The following is a 22,490-nucleotide window of genomic DNA, read 5'->3' as shown; positions in this document are numbered from 1 at the left end:
AAACGAGCGAATCGGCGGATGGTCACCGGCCCCGCCCAGGGCTCAGCCCCCGGATTCCCCGGGCTTCACGAGCAGGCGCGCGTAGTTCGCCATCGACCGCTGGTAGCGCGGCAGATGGGGGGCCAGGGCGCCGATCACCAGGGCCAGGCCCTCGCGTTCACGGCCGAGGTCGGCGAGACAGAGCGCCAGACAGGCCCGCACCGCGTCGTCCAGCTCGTCGGAAGGTCCGTCCAGTTCGCGGGTGAGGAGCTTGACGCCCTCGTCCGCCTGTCCGATGTTCCGCAGCGAACTGGAGAGCTGGATCTTCGCGCGCCGGCCCTTGTATCCGCTCAGACCGCGCGCCAGCGCCTCCCGGTACAGGGGCACGGCCTTGTCGGAGTGGCCCGTCGAGTCCCAGGCGCAGGCCCGCTCGAAGGGGCCGAGGGGGCTGTCCGCGGGCAGTTCGCCGACCAGGGTGTCGATCACCGCCCGGAAGTCCGCCGCCCGCTCTTCCTCGTAGTCGTCGAAGCCGGCCCAGGCGGCCTGCGTACGCTCTTCCCAGTCTTCGTTCACGGGTGCCACCCTCGCACAGCCGTACCTCCGGCGGTACCGGGTTCCCCACCCGTGACGACGGCCGATTGAGCACGGGGCGGCCCGGAGCCGTATCGAAGGGCAGAGCCCTCGCCGGGGCTCTTCTCGGCGTGAGCGCCGACAGGTACCGGAGGAACGTATGAGGTTGACACGCGAGAAGCTTCTGGCCGGGGCGGCCGTGGCCGTCCTGCTGGCACTGACCGGCTGCGGCGGCGGATCGGACGGCAAGGGTGCGGCGGCGAAGGAGACCGTCCCGCCCACGGCGACCGGCAGCCTGGAGGACCTGGCGGCCGAGGTGAAGTGCAAGCCGAGCATCCAGACCGACGCGGACGAGATCCGCCAGGGCGTCTGCAAGATCAGTACCGGCAAGTTCATCCTGGCGACCTTCGCCACCGACCGCGGCCAGCGCGAGTGGCTCAACGGGGCCAAGGACTACGGCGGTTCGTACCTCGTGGGTGCCAAGTGGGTCGCCGTCGGGGACCAGAAGATGGTCACGACGCTGCGCGGCCGGCTCGGCGGAACACTCGAAGAAGGGGCCTCCCACGCCTCGCACGCCGGTCACGAACACAGCGGCTGACCGAGAGGGGCCGCGGGACCGACCGCGCGGGCCACGCAGGTGAGGACACAAGAGCACACGATGAGGGCACAAAAGAAAGCCGGTGACGGGAAGATCCCGCCACCGGCTTCCTCATGGGGGCTACCTACAACGCTGGCCGTTGTTGATGCAGGTGACCATCTTCGTCATCAGGGCGTCGTCGAAGACGTTGATGAAGTCGTCGTGGTCGGTGGCCGGCTTGTGCAGCTGCTCCGGGAATCCATCCACCGCGAAGGCGTTCTTGATCTGCCCGTTGGTGAGGGTCGGAGCCCGGAAACCGTAGACGAGGCGCATCGTCAGCTGCGGGATCGCCTTGAACCCGTTGGCGCAGTTGCCCTGGGCGTCGGCGAAGGCCACGTGCGTACGGTGGTTCGCGCTGTCGGCGTTCACCCCGTCCCAGCAGCTCTGGAAGGCGAAGGTGCGGACCACGGTGCTGCCGCGCGGGCAGATCGGGTACTGCTGCGTGAGCTGCACCTTGTTCTCGAAGCCGGTGCAGCTCCAGTGGGCGTTGGCGTTGGCGAGACCGTTGGTCGTGGTCTTCGCGTCACCGGTGATGACGCGCAGGAACTTCGGCATCGCGACGACCTTGGCGGTCGGACTGCCGACGAACTTGATCTGCGCCTGCCGCACCTGCTGGATCTGGCCGACGTTGAGTTCCTTGCCGCCACCCAGGTTGTTCTGGTCGAAGTCCTGCGTACCGTTCTGGATACGCACGACCGGCCAGTAGTACGTCGACTTGTCGCCCTGGTTGGCGCAGGACGTCTGGGCCGCCGCGAACGTGTCGTTGGTGGCGAAGGCGTCGTTCGACTGGTTGCCGACGTAGTCGTGCAGGTGGTGCGCACCGTTGGTGACACCGGGCGCCACGATCACGTTGTCCGTGTTGAACTTCTTGTTCGCGTTGACACCGCAGGAGGTCGTGAACACACCGGACGAACCGGCCGCACCGATCTGGGCCTTGCGCGCGACGTTCGGCTGGACCTTCGTGATGTCCACGAAGTCGGCCGCGACCGGACCGTTTCCGGCCTGCCCGCCGCCCGCCTGCGCACCACCGGCAGGGGCACTGGCGCCGGCACTCGCGGACGCACCGGCACCCGCACCGGCACCCGCACCGGCTCCCGCACCGGCACTCGCGCTGGCGCTCGCGGACGGACTGGCCGCCGCACCGCCGTTGTTCTGCCCGCCGGCGTTCGTCTGGTCAGCGGGCTGTCCCGTGCAGCTGGAGAGACCGTCGAGCCAGCCCGGAGCCTTCCCGCCGACGCGGTTGATCTCCAGCTTGATCCGGTCGATGATCACCGACCGGTTGTTCTTCAGCGGTCCGAGGATGGAGTTCTGGACGAAGCTCGCGTCTCTCGTCTGCGCGTCACGAGTGGTGGCGAGCCGCTGATAGGCGGCGGTGATCTGCTGGTCGAGTGTCGCCAGCTCTCCGTCGACCTCGCCCCGCGCCTGGTTCGGAACGCTGGTCAGCTTCTGACCGACATCCGGACAGGTGATGGTCGCCACCTGCGCGGCGGCGGCCTTGGTGGTGTTGTGGGCCGAGTTGTTGCTCTCGTGCGCCGAGGCGTAGAAATTCGCCCAGACCAGCCCACCCCCACCGATCGCGAGCGCTGCCGACGCGGCAACGGCGCGAACGACGAGCGGCGAACGGCGTTTTCTGATGTTGCGTCCCATGGAACTCCTCTGACTTCCTTGCGGGGCAGCGAGGCGCCCGACAGGAGTGAAGCGGCTCCATTCCATACGCAGGAGGTGTGTGAGGTGTTCAGGGGTCTCGAAAAAAACTTGGAGGTTCCTGAGGCCAATTCGGGCACAATGGTCTCAGAAGCCCGCGAATTCACGAGAGTTGATCTCGCAATTCAGGTTTGAGAACGCTTTTTTGACTGATATTCAGTAAGTGCCCGGTCCGAATGCGCTGTCGCTGTACGTCGACCTGTTCTCACGTCCGGCTCCAACTCGCCGACGAAACGGCCAAGTTCGAGAGCGCTTCCGACGGTCGCGGCGATCTCGAAGCCGTACGCCGGAAGCATCCGGACCCGGTCGGCGGACAACAGGAGGACGTCCGCCGACCGACGGGGCCGGTCAGTGAACCGAAATCCCCTGGTGCGTGTGCCGACGCCACCGGAGCGCCAGCCGGAACGTCCGGGACCCGGAATTCCCGGGAGCTCAGATTCCGAGGACCTTCGCCTCCACCGCGGGATCCAGTCCCACTGTCGGCCGGTCGGCGCGCACGGGTGCCGGTCCGCCGAGCGACCTGAGCCAGCTCCAGGTGTCGGCGACGGTCTCCTGGACGGGCCGGCACCGCAGGCCCGTCCGCACCGCCCGGGAGACGTCCCCCGAGTACATAGAGGCATGAAGTTCGCTCCCGGGCGGCACCCACACCGGCAACTGCGTCCACGGCTCGATACCGGCGCCGAGCACGACCTCGGGGTCCGTCCAGCGGAGCTCGGCCCGCGCCCCGGTCGCCTCCGCGCACGCGTCGAGCAGCGCCCCCATCGTGCTGTGCCCCGGCGGGCCGGCCAGGTTGTACGCCCCGTCGAGTTCTGCCTCCACCGCCCCGAGCGTCCACTCCGCGAGATCGCGGACGTCGACGTACTGGAGCGGCAGATCGCGCGGCCCGGGAGCGAGCACCGGACCGCCCGCCGCGATCCGGTTCAGCCACCACGGCAGCCGCCCGATGTTCTCGTACGGCCCGAGGATCAGCCCGGACCGCACGAGCAGCGAACACTCCGAGCCGAAGGCTTCGACGGCGGCCAGCTCCCCGCCCCGCTTGTCCCGGGAGTAGTCGGTCGCGGCCGCGCCGGCCGACGCCCCCTCCACCAGCGGGGCGTCCTCGGTGTACCCGGCCGGCCGGGGCCACGCGTACACCGAGCAGCTCGACACATACACATGGCGGGACACCCGCCCGGCCAGCAGACGGGCCGCGTCCCGGACGGCCCGCGGCGCCGCCGACCAGGTGTCGACGACGGCATCCCACGTGCCCGTGGCGTCGGCGAGCGCCGCGAGCCCGTCCGGCACCGTGCGGTCACCCAGCAACGACCGCACCCCGGCCGGGGGTTCGTGCCGTCCGCGGTGGAAGACGGTGACCTCCCATCCCCGGTCGAGCGCCGCCTCCACGACGGCGCGCCCCACGAACTCCGTACCGCCCAGCATCAGAAGTCTCCGAGTCATACGGACGACTCTGCACGGCCTGCCCACCCGGTGGCACGCGAATCTGCTGACAGAAGATTCGCGGGGCGGGTCGACTCCCGGCCGGAGATGGTTCGTGGGACGGATCAACTCCGGCCGTAGGTAAGCGAACGCCCGGCCGGAGGTAAGCGAACGCCCGGCCGGAGAAGGGCGGATACCCGGCCGGACGCGGCTGGACTCCCGTCAGGAGATGTGTGAACGTCCGATCGGAGGCGTCAACGGCCGCTCGGCGGAGTGTACTTGTACCCCACGCGGCGCACCGTCTGGATCGCCTGCCGGTGCTGGGTGCCGAGCTTTCGGCGCAGCCGGGCGACATGGACGTCGACGGTCCGTCCGTCGCCGACGTGCCCGTAGCCCCACACCGTGGAGACCAACTGGTCGCGGGTGTGCACCCGGTGCGGATGGCGGACCAGATGCGCGAGCAGCTCGAACTCCAGGTAGGTGAGGTCCAGCACCCGCCCGTCGACCTCGGCGGTGCGTTGCACGGTGTCGATGCGCACCAGCGGGTGGGCGCCGCCGTGGCCGGCGGTGCCCTCGTCGGCGGCCGGGGGCAGGGCCCGGTCCGCCACGGCGAGCGGGAACGGGGGCTGCTGGTCCGCCGGTACGAGGACCAGGTAGCCGATCATCGGCGGCTGCCCCGGCAGGACAGGCAGTGCGTGCTGGGGAGCGGGCAGCCAGGTGGCACCCGGCGGCAGGAAGCCGGAGACGTCGGTCCCCAAGCTCTCAGCTTCGTTCGAGCGGGGGAGGCCCCAATCCTCGTCCCGGTCGACGGCACGCAGTCGGTGCCGTCCCGGAGCGGTCGAAGGGGTGGGGGCCGTCGCGACGGAGGAGAAGGAACGAGTGGTCGCCATGAGAGGTCAGCTCTTTCGCGCGAGAAGTTCGTCAGGAGAGTCGACGACCGCGAGTTCGTGGTCGGGGCCGTCGAGGACGTACGTCGTGCGCGCTGGCCGAAGGCCGGGGGTGTACGGCTTTAGAGGGCCGGCGCGTTCATCGCGCGACAACACACCCGGTCGAAGTCGTGGTGCTGACGAGAGGGCCAGAAGGGCTCGAGGTCATGGCGACCCGTCGCGATGCACTTCTGGAAGCTGGCCATGACCCTATTGAAGCAGAAACAGGAGCCCGGCAGCAGACTCCTTGCGAGGGCCGGACACTTCCTTGGCGTGAAGCCGACGGTGTGGACCCCTGTCCGACCAGGCGCTTGTGCCAAGTCAGCGCCGTGACGCGGATCGTGGTGTCGGCGGAGCCGTCCCAGTGTGTGGACGGCCCGGCCACGCCGAGCGCCGAGACGAACTCGCGTCCGACGGCCGCCGTGGTCTCGGCCGACCCGTCGAACCCGCCGTAGAGCAGGCTCAGTCCGTATCCCGCGGCGACGCTCTCCGTGCACTGGCTGCGAGGGACTCGTCGCTCTGCATGGATCAAGGCTGACACACCCCACTGGCAACGCGACGGACCGGGCAGAACGGCCTTCACGGCACCGCGGAACACGCGGAAGGGCGCCCACCGAGTCGGCGGGCGCCCCTTCGTGGGTGCGTGGGGATCAGACCTGGCCGGCCTTCTCCAGAGCGGTGCAGCAGGTGTCGACGATGAGACGCGTCACGACGTACGGGTCGACGTTCGCGTTCGGGCGGCGGTCCTCGATGTAACCCTTGCCGTCCTTCTCGACCTGCCACGGGATGCGGACCGACGCGCCGCGGTCGGAGACGCCGTAGCTGTACTCGTTCCACGGGGCGGTCTCGTGCAGGCCCGTCAGACGGTCGTCGATGCCGGCGCCGTAGTTCTTGACGTGGTCCATCGGCTTGGAGCCCTCGCCGAGCGACTCGCACGCGGTGATGATCGCGTCGTAGCCCTCGCGCATCGCCTTGGTGGAGAAGTTGGTGTGCGCGCCCGCGCCGTTCCAGTCGCCCTTCACCGGCTTCGGGTCCAGCGTCGCGGAGACGCCGAAGTCCTCGGCGGTGCGGTAGAGCAGCCAGCGGGCGACCCACAGCTGGTCCGAGACCTCCAGCGGCGCCAGCGGGCCGACCTGGAACTCCCACTGGCCGGGCATGACCTCGGCGTTGATGCCGGAGATGCCGAGGCCCGCCTTGAGACAGTTGTCCAGGTGCGCCTCGACGACGTCACGGCCGAAGATCTCGTCCGCGCCGACGCCGCAGTAGTAGCCGCCCTGCGCGGCCGGGAAGCCGCCCTCGGGGAAGCCGAGCGGGCGCGCACCCTTGAAGAAGGTGTACTCCTGCTCGATGCCGAAGATCGACTCCTGCGCGCCGAACTTCTCCGCGACCTCGGCCAGCGCGGCACGCGTGTTGGACTCGTGCGGCGTCATGTCGATGTTGAGGACCTCGCACATGACGAGGATGTCGTCGCCGCCGCGGATCGGGTCCGGGAAGCTGGCCACGGGCTTGAGTACGCGGTCCGAGGCGTGACCCTCGGCCTGGTTCGTCGAGGAGCCGTCGAAGCCCCAGATCGGCAGCTCGGCACCCTTGGCGTCGTCGGCCAGGATCTTCGTCTTGGAGCGGAGCTTGGCCGTCGGCTCGGTGCCGTCGATCCAGATGTACTCAGCCTTGAAGCTCACGGGCCACATCCTTCGGGGTGGGTCTTGATCGCACTTGCGGGTGCAGCGGCGCTGCGGCACCGGTGCGCCGCTGGGGATGTCGGCAGCCTGTCAACCAGGGATTTCCCGAGCATTGCCCGAATGTGAACCCCGTGTTACCTGGGCTGTGTGTGCCCGGTCTCACATGACCTGCGCCGACGCGGTCGTCCGCGCGTGATCGTTCGCGACCGCGATCGGCCCGCGCGTCACGGGCCGGGGTCCCGCGGGTCCGGCGGGGACTGCTCGTATGCGATGCGCGTGGGAGCGGTACGGGGGATGTGGCCCGGTTCCGCCCCGGTTGCGCGCGTGCGAACGGGTGCCCGCTCATGCGAAAGCCCTGCCGCTTCCGACCCGGAGAGGATCGGCGACGGCAGGGCCTTCGACATGTTCTGCCCGTTATCCGACCTTCTCGATGCGGGCCTTGCGGATCAGGAACTTGCCCGGTTCCCGGACCTGCTCGAAGGCCGCGTTGTTCAGCAGGACACAGCTGCCGGACACGGAGGTGACCTGAACGGTCGTGGACTTGTTGTTGTCCAGGTTCGTGACCTTCAGCTTCGTTCCGGCCGGGAACTGGTTGCTGGACGCGGCCGGTGCGCCGGCCTCGCCGGAGAGCGTGACGGTCGAACCGGTGCACACCTGCTGGCCGGTGGCGGCGCCACCGCCGGCGTTGTTCGCGGGGGCGGTCTTCGCCGGAGCCGCCGGCGCGGGCGCGGCCTTGGCCGGTGCGGACTGTGCGGGCTGCTGAGCGGTCTGGGAGCCCTGAGCCGATTCCCCGACAGCGCAGCCCGACGCCTGCTGCTGAACCTTGATCTGCGCGATGACCGCATCGCGGTTCGCGATTCTGGCCGCCGACTGGGAGTCGGGGTGGGCCTTCTGGTCCGCGATGAAGCTCTGGTTGTTGCCGAGCGCGGTGGCCAGGCCCTGACACGCGACCGAGGTCTGAGCGGTCTGCACGGACGCCGCGTTCGACGTGGCGGCCAGGGCGAAGGCCCCGCCGCCCGCCACGGTCACCGCGCTGACCAGCAGAGCGATCTTCTTCTTGGTGCTGAGAGTCCTTCTCCTACGCGACATGCGCGCCTCCAGAGCGTGGGGGAGGGGTACGCCGCTATGTACGAGATGCCGAACGCGGTTGCTCAACGGTTACGTCATTCACTTAAGTAACCTGGATCACACGGGAGTTGGACGGAGCGATCGAGAGCCGTACGCCGGCCGGTGTCGGCCGGGGTGTGGGAACCGACGCCGGCCGGGTGTCGCCCGGGAGTCGGGAGCGGTGCCGGCCGGGTGTCGCCGGGGTGTCGGGAGCGGTGCCGGCCGGGTGTCGCCGGGGTGTCGTCCGCTCCGCCCCGGTCCGTCACCGGGACCTGGCGTCGCGCACCGCCTCGTCCGTGCGGCCCACCAGCGCCGTCCCGTCGTCCGCGGTGATGATCGGCCGCTGGATGAGTTTCGGGTGCTCGGACAGCGCCTTGATCCACCGGTCCCGTGAACCGGCTTCCCGCGCCCACTCCTTGAGCCCCAGTTCCTTCGCGTCGGCCTCCTCGGTCCGCGTGATGTCCCACGGTTCGAGGCCGAGGCGGTCGAGGACGTCGCGGATCTCGTCCTCGCCGGGCACGTCCTCCAGGTAGCGGCGGACGGTGTAGTCGGCGCCTTCGGCGTCGAGCAGGCTGATCGCGCTGCGGCACTTCGAACAGGCCGGGTTGATCCAGATCTCCATGCCGCACACGTTACGGGAGACACCTTCGTGTTCTGCTGTCACGGCACCCTCAAAGCCCTTGTGGCCAGCGGCTTTTGTCAGTGCCCGGCGGTAGAATAGAAGCAGTGTTCGAGGGTGTCGCCGGGAGGTCCGGACGGCGCCCTGACCGCGACAGGAGGATGCCTGTGCCCGCTGCCGCACTGAAGCCACTGCCCACTCAGTCCACATCCAAGAGGGCGGTCCTGCTGGACCTGCCGTACGAGCCCGTGGAGAAGCGCCCGCTGCCGCCGGGGCATCCCCGCGACTGGTATGTCACGCACAACCGCCGGCTCAAGGCGATGCGACTCGCCATCGCCCTGCTCGACTCCGGTGTGTACGTGCCGAACCAGGCCCGCAACGAAAGGATCCGCAGCACCGCGGAAGTCATCGGCGTTCACCCGCCGTCGGACACCACGTGCCACATGGTGCGCGCGCTGATGAGGTACGCGCGCTGAGGAGTTGAGCGCGCCGATCCACCGGTGCCGGGTGACCCCGCCCGCCGCGGGACCACCCGGCACCGACCCCGGCACCGAGCCTGGCCCGGTACCGGCCCCAATCCCCGGCACCCGCCTCGGCGCCGACCCCGGCAACGACCCTGGCCCGGCTCCGGCACCAACCCCGGCCCCAATCCCCGGCACCCGTCTCGACCCCGACCCTGGCCCTGACCTCGGCACCAAGCCCGACCTCGGCACCAACCCGGCGCCGACGCCGGCCCCCCTCGAAGCCGCCCCCGGCGCAGACCGCGACCCCGTCGGCGACTTCCGCTCCCGCACCGGCCGTCAGCCCGCAGACAACTCCCGTTCCAGGGGAGTCCGGAAGCGTGGAGTGACCCGGGTCCGACCGACCCAGGCCTGAAGGCGCTCGACCTCCGCCGAGATCGCGTCCCGTGCCTCGCGACCGACACCCGCGGTGTCCAGCAGCCGCCAGACGACCTTGCCGTCGGGCCGCTGTGCCCAGCCCCCGACCACCCGGCCGTCCCACCACACCGTCGGCCCGACATTGCCGCTGCCGTCGAACAGGGCGGGCCGCAGGGACGGTTCGAGATACCAGTCCCGCTCCTGCCGGCTCATGGGCGTCGGATCCAGGCCCGGCAACAGGGCGGCCCAGGGTGCACCCGGCCCGTCGACCGGGCCTTCGTCGCCGGCCGCCACGTACCCCGTGAGCCCGTCGTCGAGCGAGACGGCGACCGCACCGATCGCGGCCAGCGTCCGCCGTACGTCGGTGACCTTCCATCCCGTCCACCACTTCAGGTCGGCCTCCGTCGCGGGCCCGCACGCCGTGAGCCAGCGGCTCAGCAGCTCGGACCGGGCCTCGGTGGGCGGGAGTCGGGGATGCGGTGGCGCGACCGCCCAGCGGAACTGGCTCGACGTCCAGGACCCGAGCGGGCGACCGCGCACCACCCGGCCCTCGACGCCCAGCACCCGCATCAGCCGGGACGACACGGCTTGCGGACTCTCGTAGCTCTTCCCTGCCCCGTAGACGAACTGCTCCTTCAACCGCGGTTCGTCCCGGGTGAGTTCGTTCACCGTGGCCTGTCCGCGCCGGGCCAGCGCCGCGAGCGCGGACGCCTCGACCTCATCGAGCCACTCCTCGGTCAGCCGTCCGTCGCTTCCGGTGGCCATGTCCTTGACCAGTCCGGCCCGGGCCTTCACGGCGATGTCGAGCCCCGTCGAGGCATGCACGACGGCGGCCAGGCCGGTGGGGAACACGAACACGGTGTGCCGCATGCCGTGCATCCGTACGAGTGACCGGTCCTCGTACAGCGCCCGGTCGACCTGCGCCACCGTCTCCCCGGCGTCCGCGAGACGCGCGCCCACCGCCATGTACACCGTCGCCGGGTCGGTCCCGTGCAGCGCGACCAGGGAGTCCGCCACCTCCTCGGGGGTCGCCGCCCGCGCGGCGCCCACGAGCCGCTGCCGCAACCCGAGCCGTGCCCGCCGCTCCGCCACCCCGATGTGCCGCGGCTTCCCCGTCACGTCGCCTCCGTCCGTCCGTCCCGTACTCCGTACTCCTGCTCCGTGAGCCTCATCCTCTCGGACGTCCGCCCGTCACAGGACGAGGCTCACCCGTTCGACGCAGCCGGGCATGCGGCGGCCCCGCCCGCGGCCTTGACTGGGGCCACCGCGAGGAAGCGGAGTCCGGAAAGGCGAACCAGGACCACGTGGGGAGAGACGATGCATCAGAGGAACGGCATACGAGGACCGGTCCGACTGATCCTGGCCGTGTTCGTGGTGGCGGCCCTGGCCACGCAGCTGGCGGCCTGTTCGGACGACAGCAGCCCCTCCGACGCCGCCTCCAAGGCCGCGTCCGCCGCGTCCAAGGCCGCGTCGGCCGTCTCGCAGGCCGCGTCCGCCGCCACCCAGGCGGGTGACGCCCTCGCCTCCGCGACCGCCGAGGCCGGCCGCAAGTTCGACGAGTTCAAGGGCGGCGTGGACGCCAAGGACGAGGTGAGGCTCGACGGGAACGCGAGCCCCGACTCCGACGGGCGTGCCACGGTCAAGGTGACCGTCACCAATCCCACCTCCTCGGCGAAGTCGTACGTCGTCCAGGTCGACTTCCGCGACCAGAGCGGCAACCTCCTCGACACGACCGTCGTGACGGTGAACGACGTCGCCGGGAGCGCCTCCAAGGACGGCACCGCCCGCAGCAACCGTTCCCTCACCGGTGACGTCAAGACCACCGTCGCCCGCGCAGTAAGGCACTGACGCCATGCTCCGCAACAGCGTCACGGCCACCTCGGCGGACCGGGCCGCCCGGGGCCGCGCCGCCCGCAAGCGGGTCTCCCGTTCAGCGCACGGCACCTGGATCCCCGCCGCCGACCGCCCCGACCCGGTCGGCCTCCTGCAACAGCAGGGCAGGGACCGGCTTCCGGAGCTCCTGCCGATCCGGTACGCGCGGATGGCGGCGTCACCGCTCGCGTTCCTGCGCGGGGCGGCCGCCGTCATGGCGGCCGACCTGGCCGCCCAGCCGCACACCGGACTCACCGTCCAACTGTCCGGAGACGCACACCTGTTGAACTTCGGTCTGTACGCCTCCCCGGAACGCTCCCTGCTCTTCGACCTGAACGACTTCGACGAGACCTTCCCCGGACCCTTCGAGTGGGACGTCAAACGGCTCGCGGCCAGCGTCGCGGTCGCGGCCCGGGAGAACGGGCACAAGGAGGAGCACGTCTTCGGCGCGGCACGGGCTGCCGCCGGCCAGTACCGCGAGGTCGTGCGACGGCTCGCCCGACAGGGCGAGCTGACCGTCTGGTACCAGCACATCGACGCCGATCTGCTGCTGCCGCTGGTCCGCTCGGGGCGACAGCGCCGGCGTGCCGAGGCGACCCTCACCCGGGCCCGCCGCCGCACCAGCCTGCAGGCGCTCGGCAAACTCACCGAGACCGTCGACGGACGCCGTCGCATCGTCCGCGACCCGCCCCTGCTGGAACCGGCCGGATCCCTCGACATGGCCTCGCTCCGCAAGATCTTCAGCGACTACCGCTCGACGCTCCCCGAGGAACGCCGCCTGCTCCTGGACCGCTACCGGTTCGTCGACGCGGCCCGCAAGGTCGTCGGCGTGGGCAGCGTCGGCACCCGCTGCTTCATCGTGCTGCTCGCCGGGCGGGACGCCGACGACCCGCTGTTCCTGCAGATCAAACAGGCGGGACGGTCCGTACTCGAAGAGCATCTGCCCAGCGGTCCGTACGTCCATCCCGGGCGCCGGGTCGTCGCGGGGCAGCGGCTGATGCAGGCCGCCGGCGACATCTTCCTCGGCTGGACGACCGGCCCCGAGGGTCGGGCGTTCTACTGGCGCCAACTGCACGACATGAAGGGGTCCGCGGACATCGCCGGCATGAGTCCGGGCGAGCTGCGTGCCTACGCCCGGCTGTGCGGCACCGCTCTGGCCCGCGCGCACGCCCGTTCCGGCGACCGCATCGCGATCGCCGCCTATCTCGGCGGCGCCGACACCTTCGACCGCGCCGTCGCGGAGTTCGCGCTGCGCTACACGGACCACAACGCCACCGACCACGCGGCACTGGGCGCGGCGGTGATGGCGGGCGTGGTCCCGGCGGCCCCCGGCGTGTGAGGCACCTGGTCCTGAACTCCCGCCGTCGTCAAGGCTGTTCAGGCGTCGGCGGCTGTCCGGACAGGGTCGCCGAGTCCAGTGAGGACGAGGTCCACGAGCCGCTGCCGGTCCTCGGGGTGGTCGCGGAACCAGAGGCCCAGCAGGTGATCGGCGTGGGGCAGCTCGAAGCGGGTGAAACGGGCGCGGGCGGTGAGCGCGTCCGCGACCGCCTCGGTCACGGCGGGCGGGATGACCGCGTCCACGGCGGGTACGGCGAGGATCGCCCGCCCCTCGTACGCCCGCAGTACGCCGAGCGCGGGGGCCTGTCGCCAGCTGTCCGGCGTGCGGATGATCCGGCTGAAGCGGCTCTCCGCCGCCCCGGTGCCGTCCTGCCGCGAGGTGCTCTCCGCGTCCTCGAACGGAACCGGCCAGGCCTCGGCGGCGTACACCGCGGGCGCGCACAGCACGAGCGCCACCGCGCGTTCCCCGTAGTGCCGCGCGAGATCGGCCACCGTCTGGCCGCTCATGCTGAACCCGACGAGGATCAGCGGGGCGCCCGCCGGAGCCGTCGCGTCGATGACCGACACGGCCTGCTCGAAACGCCGCCGAAGACTCAACTCGCCCAGCGTGCCCGTGCTTTCACCATGTCCGGAGAAGTCGAACGCGAGCCCCGCGCAGCCGCGGGCGGCGAAGTCGTCGAGCAGCGTGAGCAGTCGCTCCTTGCTGCCGGTGCCGGCGCCGTGCAGAAGGACGACGGTGGCCGCGCCGCCGCCGAGGTCGTCCCCGCCGCTGCGGACGCAGCTCAGTCGTTCACCGTCGTGGTCGTGCGCGAAGGGAGAGAGCATCCCCCCATTTACGCACGCCGGTCGCGCCGCTCCTGAGGTGGGTGCGGCGCGCGGACCGTCACCCGGGTGACGGGAGTGACGGGCGAAATCCCCTTCCGAAAAGGGTGGTTGACAGGACGGAACCGTCGGCTCAGGAGGAGGCGGGAGCGCCGCTCGCGTCCGGCTTGGTGGTGCTGACCGTCGGCGACGCGGCTCCGGCTCCGGAGGCGGCACCGGTTCCGGGCGTGGCCTCGGGGCCGGTTCCGGGTGTGGCCGCAGCACCCGCTTCCGGTGTGGCCGTCGCGTCCGTTGTCGCTGCGGCCGTACCGCCCGATTCCGGTGCCACGGTGCCGCCGGCCGTCTTCGCCCGTGCCGCGGCGACCGCGTGGCGCAGCGCGTCCTCCTGCTCCTGGCTCAACGAGGTCTGCACCAACTGGCCGCCGAACTCGGCGATCTGGGGGATCACCTTGTCCCCGGCCGCCTGCTTGACCAGAACGAACAGCGCGGCGGCGCCCGGCCGCAGGTTCTGGCTGAGATCCTTCATGAACTTGTCGTCGATCCCGGTGTCCGTCATCGCGCCACCGGCGGCACCGGCCGCCGCGCCCACCGCCGCGCCGAGCAGCGGGGCCAGGAAGAGCAGCCCGATCACCCCGCCCCACAGCGCGCCCCCGGCCGCGCCGACGGCCGTGTGGCTGACCGCCTGGTGCAGCTTGATCCTGCCGTCCTCGCTCCGCTCGACGACGACCGCGTCCTCCAGCTCGACGAGATGCTGCTTCGACAGCTCGAACAGTTTGTCGCGCACCTGACTCGCGGTCGCGACATCGTCGTAGGCGACGACGAACAGATTGCTCATGAGGGGCACCCCTTATGTCGATTCTGTTCGACTTTATAGCGATATGGGGTGGGGTGCAGTCGGGAGAAATCCAGATGCGTACGGGCGGTCACGCTCCCTACGCTGAAGGCGTGTTCCGGAGCGGCGGCACACCGGTTTCCGCCGGACGGGCATCAGTTCGCGGTCTCGGGGCTACTCTCTACGCACCGCCGGACGGCCGCCTCCCCCAGCGCCCCGTCGGCACATCCAGAAAGCCGTCAAGGCCTTTTCACTCACGCATGCAAGGAGTCCCGTCATGGGCACCTTGATCTTCTCCGCGACCGCGATCCTGGTCGTCATGGGTTTCTCCAACCACACCCTCTGGCTCGCGGCGATCGTCCTGCTCTTCCTGTACGTCCGCTACGGCCGCACCGGGGGGAGCGCGTCCGCCGCGGGGTCCCCGGGCCCCGCCGCACCGGGCTCGGGCGCAGCCGCGGGCCGCACGGACAACAACTACCGGGCGTACCGCGACCGGCGCGACCGCCAGGCCAGGTGGGAACGCCGCTACCGCCGCGAACGCCCCCTCCAGACGCGCCGCCAGGAACGCCAGAAGTAGCACTTCTGCGATCCTGACCCCGGTGTCGGGGCGTCACAGTCCCGGGGCACCCCAGATCGGGAACCAGCGGGCGAGGTCCTGCTCGATGCGCAGGTCGTCGACGAGCGCCGCCTTGATCTGGAGCTCCAGCGCGTTGTCGCGCCGCTCGCCCTCGTCGGCGAGCGGCGCGAAGGGGTAGAAAGTTCCTCGTTTATAGAGATAGACGAGGTCGAGCCGTCGCTGTCCGCTGTCCCGGAAACCCACCACGGAACAGAGCAGCTGGGGTCCGAAGCCGGTGCTCTCCAGGGAGGTGTTGACCGCGTGCAGATCGCTCACCAGCGCCGGCAGGTCGTCGGGCGCCCGGCGGGAGACGAGCCACGAGTATCCGTACTCGTCCTTGCTGAGTTCCACCGGGGAGCCCGTCCGCCCGGTGTCCGCGTCGAGCAGCGCCTGCGCCTCCTGGTGCGCCTCGGCGAAGGCCGCGCCCTCGACGGACGCGAAGCACACCGCGCCCGTGCCGGTCGGGACGAACCCGGCCGCCGCCTGGAGGGTCACGGCCGCGGACGGCAGCCCGAAGAGCTGGTCGAGATCGGGTACGGCGGGCTTGCTGCGGCCGAGCAGGATGTCCAGGAACCCCATGCGGTCAGACGGCCTCTCCGGGAGTCGGGGTGATCGCGTCAGGTACCGCGGGCTCGCCCAGCTCGGCGGAGATGCGGGCCAGTTGTTCGAGCCGCTGCTCCAGGCTCGGGTGGGTGGAGAAGAGGTTGGCGATGCCCGGCTGGGCGCCGAGCGCGGGTGTGAAGTAGAAGGCGTTGAAGGCCTGCGCGGTCCGCAGGTCCTTCGTCGGAATGCGACCGATGTCCCCGGTCACCTTGGTCAGCGCGGACGCCAGCGCCGAGGGCCGGCCGGTGAGCAGGGCCGCGGAACGGTCGGCGGCCAGCTCGCGGTACCGGGAGAGCGCCCTGATCAGCATGAAGCTGATGGCGTACACGGCCGCGGACACCGCCATCACCGCCATGAAGATGGCGACGGTGTTCTGGTCCTTGCGGCCCCGCCCGCCGAAGAGCTGCGAGTAGAACGCGAACCGCACGATCAGCCCGGCGAGCACCCCGAGGAAGGAGGCCACGGTGATCACGGCGACGTCCTTGTGCGCCACGTGCGACAGCTCGTGCGCGAGGACGCCCTCGAGTTCGTCGGGCTCCAGGCGGCGCAGCAGCCCGGTGGTCACGCACAGCACCGCGTGATCGGCGTTGCGTCCCGTGGCGAACGCGTTCGGCATGTCGATGTCCGACACGGCGACGAGCGGTTTGGGCATGTCGGCCACGGCGCACAGCCGGTCGACGACGCCGTGCAGCTGGGGATACTCCTCGCGCTCCACGATCCGCCCGTGCATGGCGTACAGCGCGATCCGGTCCGAGAACCAGTACTGAGCGATGAGCAGCCCGGCCGCGATCACCACGACCAGCACCCACGACTTCAGCAACACGATCAACGCGGCGACGAAGGCCACGTACAGCAATCCGAGCAGGAACAGCGTGACCGTCATCCGCACGGTCAGCTGCCGATCGTTCCGGAATCGGCTCTGCATCTCGCACCACCCCGCAGTCAGGCACTCGTCCCGCTATCCATTGTGCTCCTGCGGTTGCCCATGAACAGGTGCCGATCGGCCCCGCGGTGGGCAAAGAACTTCCCTGTCAAGAGCCACTTATTTATGCGCAGCGGACACGGGGAAAGCACACCGGCCGTGTCCCTCCCGGAGGAAGGGCACGGCCGGTGGTGTACGGCTGGAGCGACGGGCTAACACGTCAGTGGGTCGACGGGCTCACTCGTCGGCGGCGGGCCTACACGTCGAAGTAGAGCTCGAACTCGTGGGGGTGCGGACGCAGCTGGAGCGGCGCGATCTCGTTCGTGCGCTTGTAGTCGATCCACGTCTCGATCAGGTCGGACGTGAAGACGTCGCCCGCGAGCAGGAACTCGTGGTCGGCCTCCAGGCGGTCGAGGACGGCCGGGAGCGAGGTCGGGACCTGGGCGACGCCCGCGTGCTCCTCGGGAGCCAGCTCGTAGAGGTCCTTGTCGATCGGCTCGGCCGGCTCGATCTTGTTCTTGACGCCGTCCAGGCCGGCCATCAGCAGGGCCGAGAACGCCAGGTACGGGTTGCCGGAGGAGTCGGGCGCGCGGAACTCGACGCGCTTGGCCTTCGGGTTCGAGCCCGTGATCGGGATACGCATGGCCGCGGAGCGGTTGCGCTGCGAGTACACCAGGTTGACCGGGGCCTCGAAGCCGGGGACCAGGCGGTGATAGGAGTTCACCGTCGGGTTGGTGAAGGCGAGCAGCGACGGGGCGTGCTTGAGGATGCCGCCGATGTAGAAGCGGGCGGTGTCCGACAGACCCGCGTAGCCGGCCTCGTCGTAGAACAGCGGGTCGCCGTTGCTCCACAGGGACTGGTGGACGTGCATGCCCGAGCCGTTGTCACCGAAGATCGGCTTCGGCATGAAGGTCGCGGTCTTGCCGTTGCGCCAGGCGACGTTCTTCACGATGTACTTGAAGAGCTGGAGGTCGTCGGCCGCGGCGAGCAGCGTGTTGAACTTGTAGTTGATCTCGGCCTGGCCGGCCGTGCCCACCTCGTGGTGCTGGCGCTCGACCTGGAGGCCGGAGGCGGCCAGCTCCAGGGAGATCTCGGCACGCAGGTCGGCGAAGTGGTCGACCGGCGGGGTGGGGAAGTAGCCGCCCTTGTAGCGGACCTTGTAACCGCGGTTGTCCTCGACCGCACCGGTGTTCCAGGCGCCGGCCTCGGAGTCGATGTGGTAGAAGGCCTCGTTCTCGGAGGTCTTGAAGCGCACGCTGTCGAACACGTAGAACTCGGCCTCGGGACCGAAGTACGCGGTGTCGGCGATACCGGTCGACGTGAGGTAGGCCTCGGCCTTCTTGGCCACGTTGCGCGGGTCACGGGAGTACTGCTCGCCCGTGATCGGGTCGTGGATGAAGAAGTTGATGTTGACCGTCTTGTCGCGGCGGAAGGGGTCGACGCGCGCGGTGGACAGGTCGGCGCGGAGCGCCATGTCGGACTCGTGGATGGCCTGGAAGCCGCGGATGGAGGAGCCGTCGAACGCGAGCTCCTCGGTCGGGTCGAAGGCCTCGGCCGGGATCGTGAAGTGCTGCATCACACCCGGCAGGTCGCAGAAGCGGACATCGACGAACTTGACGCCCTCGTCCGAGATGTACTTCTTGGCCTCGTCGGCGTTCTGGAACATCCAGCTCCTCCTACTCCCGCCCACATTGGACCGGGGTGGTAGTTCGTTCGTGCGGCCAGTGCGGTGGCACACGCTGGAGCCGACCATAGGGACGGGGGATTTCTCAAGCGTGACCCATTTGTTTCGCCCAAGTTAACCGACCCGGGTCCTCCAGGCCCCTCCTGTCCGCATGGCAAAACGGGCCCAGTACCTTGGACGGGTGGACAACAGGCAAGCAATCGGATCGTGGCTCTCCGGTCCCCGCGCGGCGGCGGAGGAAGCCGGTGTCGACTTCGGATACCGGGGCGAACAGCTCGGTCTCCCGGAGCACGGACCCGGCTCGATCGCCCGCCCCGGCCGCCGTCTGGGCGCCCTCGCCGTCGACTGGGGCCTGTGCCTCTTGATCGCATACGGGCTCCTCACCGACGGCTACGGCCAGGCGACGGGCAACTGGGCCCTGCTCGTCTTCTTCGTTCTCGGCCTGCTCACGGTCGGTACCGTCGGCTTCACTCCGGGCAAGCGCCTGTTCGGCCTGCGTGTCGTCCCCGAGGGCGGCGGCCGGCTGAACCCGCTGCGGGTCCTGGTGCGCACCGCGCTCCTGTGCGTGGCCGTCCCGGCGCTGATCTGGGACCGCGACGGCCGCGGCCTGCACGACCGGCTGGCCCGCACGATCGAAGTCCGTATCTGACCTCGTACGCTCCGGGGACCCGGGGCGCAACGATCCTTCTACGCCGATGGGGCGCCCGGAGAATCTCCGGGCGCCCCATCGGCGTAGAACGTGGAACTGCGCGGTACCGCGCAGAGGTCGTAGCTGGAGGGTCAGCCCTTCGGGCCGCCGCGCGGCATCCGCATGCCCTTGGGCATCGGCCCCTTCGGCAGCGGCATGTTGCTCATCAGGTCGCCCATCGCGCGCAACCGGTCGTTGGTCGCGGTGACCTGAGGGCCGGCGAGCACGCGCGGCAGCTTCAGCATCGCCGTGCGGAGCTTCTTCAGCTCCACCTGGCCCTCGCCGGTGCCCACGAGAATGTCGTGCACCGGGACGTCCGCGACGATCCGCGCCATCTTCTTCTTCTCGGCGGCCAGCAGGCTCTTCACCCGGTTCGGGTTGCCCTCGGCGACCAGCACGATGCCGGCCTTGCCGACCGCGCGGTGCACGACGTCCTGGCTGCGGTTCATCGCCACCGCCGGGGTCGTGGTCCAGCCTCGGCCGATGTTGTCGAGCACCGCCGCGGCCGCGCCCGGCTGTCCCTCCATCTGCCCGAAGGCGGCCCGCTCGGCCCTGCGTCCGAAGACGATCGCCGTCGCGAGGAAGGCGAGCAGAAGCCCGAGGATGCCGAGATAGACCGGGTAACCGATCAAGAAGCCGATCGCGAGGAAGACACCGAGGGTGAGAATTCCGACAGCCGCGAGTACAAGACCGATCTTCGAATCGGCCTTGCGGGTCATTTTGTACGTCAGAGCGATCTGCTTGAGTCGCCCGGGGTTCGCAGCGTCCGCTGCGGGTTCCTTCCTCGCCATGCCACGAGTCTACGTGGCCCGGGAAGCGCCGACGACGGCAGTACCGGCGGTCGGGACCGCTGCACCGGGGGAGCGGCGGCCGGGAGTGCGTCGTTCAGGAGTGCGAGACGGATTCCAGCACGCGCTGCGCCTCGACGCGGTCCTTGGCACGGCGACGGTCCTCCAGGACGGAGGTCCAGGCGTTGCGGCGAGCGGTGCGCTGCCCGCTGCTCATGAGCAGCGACTCGACGGCACGGAGTGCATCGGTGAACGACGGAATCGCGGTGGCGCGTACGGGCGCGGCCTGCATGATGGAGGTCCCCCCTCGGGATCGGCGGCTCGGACGGGGCGGTGCGTGACGTAGGACCAGGGTCACTGACTGGTGTTACCAGGGCGTGACCGACCGGTCAAACACCAGTGAAGCCTTGATACGGCGGGTCCACTTCCTGACGCGGTCCGTATGGTGTCTCCAACTGCGCGGATGCCGCGGGGGATGTGAACGGCCCCTTGTGAATGCCGGGTCGCTTGTGCCCGGATTCACACAAAAGCGGTGGCACTCGGTGCCACCGCTTTCGTTTCGCAACGTGATCCGTTCGGCGTATCAGACCGCCTGCGAGGCGACGTACGCCCCACGCTTCTCCACGGCCATCTGGTAGAGGCGGCCGGCCCGGTACGAGGAGCGGACCAGCGGGCCCGACATGACGCCGGAGAAGCCGATCTCCTCGGCCTCCTCCTTGAGCTCCACGAACTCGTGCGGCTTGACCCAGCGCTCCACGGGGTGGTGACGCACGGAGGGGCGCAGGTACTGCGTGATCGTGATGAGCTCGCAGCCCGCGTCGTGCAGCTGCTGGAGCGCCTCGCTGACCTCCTCACGGGTCTCGCCCATGCCGAGGATCAGGTTCGATTTCGTGACCAGACCGTAGTCGCGGGCCTCGGTGATGACCTTCAGCGAGCGCTCGTAGCGGAAGCCCGGACGGATGCGCTTGAAGATCCGGGGGACCGTCTCGACGTTGTGCGCGAAGACCTCGGGGCGCGAGGAGAAGACCTCGGCGAGGTGCTCGGGCTCGGCGTTGAAGTCCGGGGCGAGCAGTTCGACCTTGGTGCGGCCGGCCTCGCGGCCCGCGGTCTGGGCGTGGATCTGGCGGACCGTCTCGGCGTACAGCCAGGCGCCGCCGTCCTCCAGGTCGTCGCGGGCGACGCCGGTGATGGTGGCGTAGTTCAGGTCCATCGTGACCACGGACTCACCGACACGGCGCGGCTCGTCGCGGTCCAGCGCCTCGGGCTTGCCGGTGTCGATCTGGCAGAAGTCGCAGCGCCGCGTGCACTGGTCCCCACCGATGAGGAAGGTGGCCTCGCGGTCTTCCCAGCATTCGTAGATGTTGGGGCAGCCCGCCTCCTGGCAGACCGTGTGCAGACCCTCGCTCTTCACGAGTGCCTGCATCTTCGTGTACTCGGGACCCATCTTCGCCCGGGTCTTGATCCACTCGGGCTTGCGCTCGATGGGGGTCTGGCTGTTCCGGACCTCCAGGCGCAGCATCTTGCGTCCGTCGGGTGCGACTGCGGACACATCGGCTCCCTGTAACTTCGATTCTTCGGCGTACACCAGGGTACGCCCGTGCGGTTCTCGGCCCCCGAGGTGGGCAACCTTCGGGAGCGGGGGTGCATTCCCGGGAGGTCCCCGCGGTGGGGGCGCGGCTTCTAGGCCGGTGCGTGTTCGACGACGCGCGGCTTCAGGTCCGCGTTCGCCAGGATGTCCCCGAGGTGCTTCTCGGCCACCGGGAGGACCTCGGCGATGGTCACGTCGCGGCCCAGCTCGCCCGCGAGGGAGGCGACCCCCGCGTCGCGGATGCCGCACGGGATGATCCGGTCGAACCAGGCGTTGTCCGGGTTCACGTTCAGGGCGAAGCCGTGCATGGTGACGCCCTTGGCGACGCGGATGCCGATCGCGGCGATCTTGCGGTCCTCGCGGCGCTGGCCCGCGTTGGACGGGGCGTACTCCGGGCCGTTGAGCCGCGGGTCGAACTCCTCGTCCTGCAGTCGCGGGTCGAAGTCGAGGGAGAGGCCCCCGAGCGTGGAGGACCGCTCGGCGGGGTCCTTGGTGTCACCGAGGATCCAGACGCCGCTGCGGCCCTCGACCCGGCTGGTCTCCAGGCCGAACTCCGCACACGTACGGATGAGCGCCTCTTCCAGACGGCGTACGTGTGCTACGACGTCCACCGGACGGGGGAGTTTCTGAATGGGGTAGCCGACCAGCTGGCCCGGACCGTGCCAGGTGATCTTGCCGCCGCGGTCCACGTCGATGACGGGCGTGCCGTCCAGGGGCCGCTCGTTGTCCGCCGTGCGCCGGCCCGCGGTGTAGACCGGCGGATGCTCCAGGAGCAGACAGGTGTCGGAAATCTCGTCCAGGAACCGGGCGGCGTGCACGCGACGCTGCTCGTCCCACGCCTCCTGGTACTCGACGGCCTCGGCACCGAATCCCATGCGGACGAACCGCAACTCACTCACGGCAAGCGCCTCCCTAGAAGCTTCCTCGGGCACGTGGTGGTCCCCGTGCGGGGCACGCGGAGGAACCTTTCGCCAGGTCCGTGGCGCGCCCACGCCACTGTACGTCCGACCGATCCGCGTCAGCCCGACAGCCAATCCTCACACGATCGGATGAATGAATGACGATGTGTGCGATGCCGTGCTCACGCTCCGCTACATTCGCGCCGTTCACGAGGCCATAAGGGCTGCTCACAGGCAATCCGGGCACGAGGAGTCCTCGGGGGAGGCGCAAGCACGTTCCACGCCGCCCCGAGGCCCCTTGGGGACCCGAAAGGCAGGAGACC

At 69.9% G+C, this 22,490-nt stretch carries 23 protein-coding genes and 1 pseudogene; 6 read left to right on the top strand and 18 right to left on the bottom strand.

The window, feature by feature from the left end:
* Positions 1–42: 42 nt before the first annotated feature.
* Positions 43–552 (bottom strand): tetratricopeptide repeat protein, encoded by a 510-nt coding sequence (locus ACFYR3_RS02585; protein WP_389281148.1) that lies wholly within the window; start codon positions 550–552, stop codon positions 43–45.
* A gap of 157 nt (positions 553–709) precedes the next feature.
* Between ACFYR3_RS02585 and ACFYR3_RS02580 the strand changes: the two genes are divergently transcribed.
* Positions 710–1,147, top strand: a complete 438-nt coding sequence (locus ACFYR3_RS02580; RefSeq protein WP_355845306.1) for a hypothetical protein — start codon at positions 710–712, stop codon at positions 1,145–1,147.
* 120 nt (positions 1,148–1,267) lie between these two features.
* On the opposite strand, the gene ACFYR3_RS02575 is transcribed toward ACFYR3_RS02580, so the two are convergent.
* The 7 genes and pseudogenes from ACFYR3_RS02575 to ACFYR3_RS02545 all read right to left on the bottom strand — a co-directional run bounded on the left by ACFYR3_RS02575 (position 1,268) and on the right by ACFYR3_RS02545 (position 8,640).
* On the bottom strand, positions 1,268–2,833 hold the full coding sequence (locus ACFYR3_RS02575; protein WP_389281146.1) for a DUF1996 domain-containing protein: 1,566 nt from the start codon (positions 2,831–2,833) through the stop codon (positions 1,268–1,270).
* Positions 2,834–3,322: 489 nt separating this feature from the next.
* Positions 3,323–4,327 carry an SDR family oxidoreductase gene (locus ACFYR3_RS02570; protein ID WP_389281144.1) on the bottom strand — a complete coding sequence of 335 codons (1,005 nt, stop codon included), beginning with the start codon at positions 4,325–4,327 and terminating at the stop codon, positions 3,323–3,325.
* A 233-nt stretch (positions 4,328–4,560) separates the two neighbouring features.
* Positions 4,561–5,196 carry a winged helix-turn-helix domain-containing protein gene (locus ACFYR3_RS02565; protein ID WP_355845315.1) on the bottom strand — a complete coding sequence of 212 codons (636 nt, stop codon included), beginning with the start codon at positions 5,194–5,196 and terminating at the stop codon, positions 4,561–4,563.
* A 352-nt stretch (positions 5,197–5,548) separates the two neighbouring features.
* A pseudogene (locus ACFYR3_RS02560) lies at positions 5,549–5,773 on the bottom strand (DUF6891 domain-containing protein); the annotation flags it as partial.
* 109 nt (positions 5,774–5,882) lie between these two features.
* Positions 5,883–6,911, bottom strand: a complete 1,029-nt coding sequence (glnII, locus tag ACFYR3_RS02555) for a glutamine synthetase (RefSeq protein WP_355845317.1) — start codon at positions 6,909–6,911, stop codon at positions 5,883–5,885.
* Between the two features lie 414 nt (positions 6,912–7,325).
* On the bottom strand, positions 7,326–8,000 hold the full coding sequence (locus ACFYR3_RS02550) for a hypothetical protein (RefSeq protein WP_356783593.1): 675 nt from the start codon (positions 7,998–8,000) through the stop codon (positions 7,326–7,328).
* Between the two features lie 280 nt (positions 8,001–8,280).
* Positions 8,281–8,640, bottom strand: a complete 360-nt coding sequence (locus tag ACFYR3_RS02545; protein WP_389281141.1) for an arsenate reductase family protein — start codon at positions 8,638–8,640, stop codon at positions 8,281–8,283.
* Between the two features lie 164 nt (positions 8,641–8,804).
* Between ACFYR3_RS02545 and ACFYR3_RS02540 the strand changes: the two genes are divergently transcribed.
* Positions 8,805–9,113 carry a hypothetical protein gene (locus ACFYR3_RS02540; RefSeq protein WP_355845326.1) on the top strand — a complete coding sequence of 103 codons (309 nt, stop codon included), beginning with the start codon at positions 8,805–8,807 and terminating at the stop codon, positions 9,111–9,113.
* A gap of 324 nt (positions 9,114–9,437) precedes the next feature.
* On the opposite strand, the gene ACFYR3_RS02535 is transcribed toward ACFYR3_RS02540, so the two are convergent.
* Positions 9,438–10,634 (bottom strand): winged helix DNA-binding domain-containing protein, encoded by a 1,197-nt coding sequence (locus ACFYR3_RS02535; RefSeq protein ID WP_389281139.1) that lies wholly within the window; start codon positions 10,632–10,634, stop codon positions 9,438–9,440.
* 198 nt (positions 10,635–10,832) lie between these two features.
* Here ACFYR3_RS02535 and ACFYR3_RS02530 point away from each other — a divergent pair, with 198 nt between their 5' ends.
* Both ACFYR3_RS02530 and ACFYR3_RS02525 read left to right on the top strand, forming a co-directional pair.
* Positions 10,833–11,363 carry a hypothetical protein gene (locus tag ACFYR3_RS02530; RefSeq protein WP_389281137.1) on the top strand — a complete coding sequence of 177 codons (531 nt, stop codon included), beginning with the start codon at positions 10,833–10,835 and terminating at the stop codon, positions 11,361–11,363.
* Between the two features lie 4 nt (positions 11,364–11,367).
* Positions 11,368–12,726 carry a DUF2252 domain-containing protein gene (locus ACFYR3_RS02525; protein ID WP_355845335.1) on the top strand — a complete coding sequence of 453 codons (1,359 nt, stop codon included), beginning with the start codon at positions 11,368–11,370 and terminating at the stop codon, positions 12,724–12,726.
* Between the two features lie 38 nt (positions 12,727–12,764).
* Here ACFYR3_RS02525 and ACFYR3_RS02520 read toward each other — a convergent pair whose 3' ends face one another.
* The gene (locus ACFYR3_RS02520) at positions 12,765–13,550 is read right to left on the bottom strand and encodes an alpha/beta hydrolase (RefSeq protein WP_389281135.1); all 786 of its coding nucleotides are present in this window, start codon (positions 13,548–13,550) and stop codon (positions 12,765–12,767) included.
* Positions 13,551–13,680: 130 nt separating this feature from the next.
* Positions 13,681–14,382, bottom strand: coding sequence for a DUF1269 domain-containing protein (locus ACFYR3_RS02515; RefSeq protein ID WP_389281133.1), 702 nt, complete (start codon positions 14,380–14,382; stop codon positions 13,681–13,683).
* 274 nt (positions 14,383–14,656) lie between these two features.
* Between ACFYR3_RS02515 and ACFYR3_RS02510 the strand changes: the two genes are divergently transcribed.
* Positions 14,657–14,956 (top strand): hypothetical protein, encoded by a 300-nt coding sequence (locus tag ACFYR3_RS02510; RefSeq protein ID WP_355845344.1) that lies wholly within the window; start codon positions 14,657–14,659, stop codon positions 14,954–14,956.
* A 33-nt stretch (positions 14,957–14,989) separates the two neighbouring features.
* Here ACFYR3_RS02510 and ACFYR3_RS02505 read toward each other — a convergent pair whose 3' ends face one another.
* From ACFYR3_RS02505 to glnA, 3 genes are all read right to left on the bottom strand, one after another.
* Positions 14,990–15,574: a hypothetical protein gene (locus tag ACFYR3_RS02505; RefSeq protein ID WP_355845347.1), complete on the bottom strand. Its 585-nt coding sequence runs from the start codon at positions 15,572–15,574 to the stop codon at positions 14,990–14,992.
* Positions 15,575–15,578: 4 nt separating this feature from the next.
* A complete protein-coding gene (gene htpX, locus ACFYR3_RS02500) occupies positions 15,579–16,523 on the bottom strand; it encodes a zinc metalloprotease HtpX (protein ID WP_355845350.1) in 945 nt (314 codons plus the stop codon).
* 253 nt (positions 16,524–16,776) lie between these two features.
* A complete protein-coding gene (gene glnA / locus ACFYR3_RS02495) occupies positions 16,777–18,186 on the bottom strand; it encodes a type I glutamate--ammonia ligase (protein ID WP_355845353.1) in 1,410 nt (469 codons plus the stop codon).
* Positions 18,187–18,385: 199 nt separating this feature from the next.
* Here glnA and ACFYR3_RS02490 point away from each other — a divergent pair, with 199 nt between their 5' ends.
* On the top strand, positions 18,386–18,853 hold the full coding sequence (locus ACFYR3_RS02490; protein WP_355845356.1) for an RDD family protein: 468 nt from the start codon (positions 18,386–18,388) through the stop codon (positions 18,851–18,853).
* A gap of 131 nt (positions 18,854–18,984) precedes the next feature.
* On the opposite strand, the gene ACFYR3_RS02485 is transcribed toward ACFYR3_RS02490, so the two are convergent.
* The 4 genes from ACFYR3_RS02485 to lipB all read right to left on the bottom strand — a co-directional run bounded on the left by ACFYR3_RS02485 (position 18,985) and on the right by lipB (position 22,167).
* Entirely contained in the window at positions 18,985–19,683 is a 699-nt protein-coding gene (locus ACFYR3_RS02485) for a DUF4191 domain-containing protein (protein WP_355845359.1), read from the bottom strand.
* Between the two features lie 94 nt (positions 19,684–19,777).
* Positions 19,778–19,972 carry a hypothetical protein gene (locus ACFYR3_RS02480; RefSeq protein WP_103553051.1) on the bottom strand — a complete coding sequence of 65 codons (195 nt, stop codon included), beginning with the start codon at positions 19,970–19,972 and terminating at the stop codon, positions 19,778–19,780.
* A gap of 291 nt (positions 19,973–20,263) precedes the next feature.
* The gene (gene lipA / locus ACFYR3_RS02475) at positions 20,264–21,229 is read right to left on the bottom strand and encodes a lipoyl synthase (RefSeq protein WP_261708511.1); all 966 of its coding nucleotides are present in this window, start codon (positions 21,227–21,229) and stop codon (positions 20,264–20,266) included.
* A 131-nt stretch (positions 21,230–21,360) separates the two neighbouring features.
* On the bottom strand, positions 21,361–22,167 hold the full coding sequence (lipB, locus tag ACFYR3_RS02470; protein WP_355845363.1) for a lipoyl(octanoyl) transferase LipB: 807 nt from the start codon (positions 22,165–22,167) through the stop codon (positions 21,361–21,363).
* Positions 22,168–22,490 lie beyond the last annotated feature (323 nt).

The organism is Streptomyces sp. NPDC005784, assembly GCF_042871525.1.
Taxonomy (GTDB): domain Bacteria; phylum Actinomycetota; class Actinomycetes; order Streptomycetales; family Streptomycetaceae; genus Streptomyces.
The sequence above is the reverse complement of the archived record's forward strand: the minus strand, read 5'-3'. Positions and strand labels throughout refer to the sequence as shown.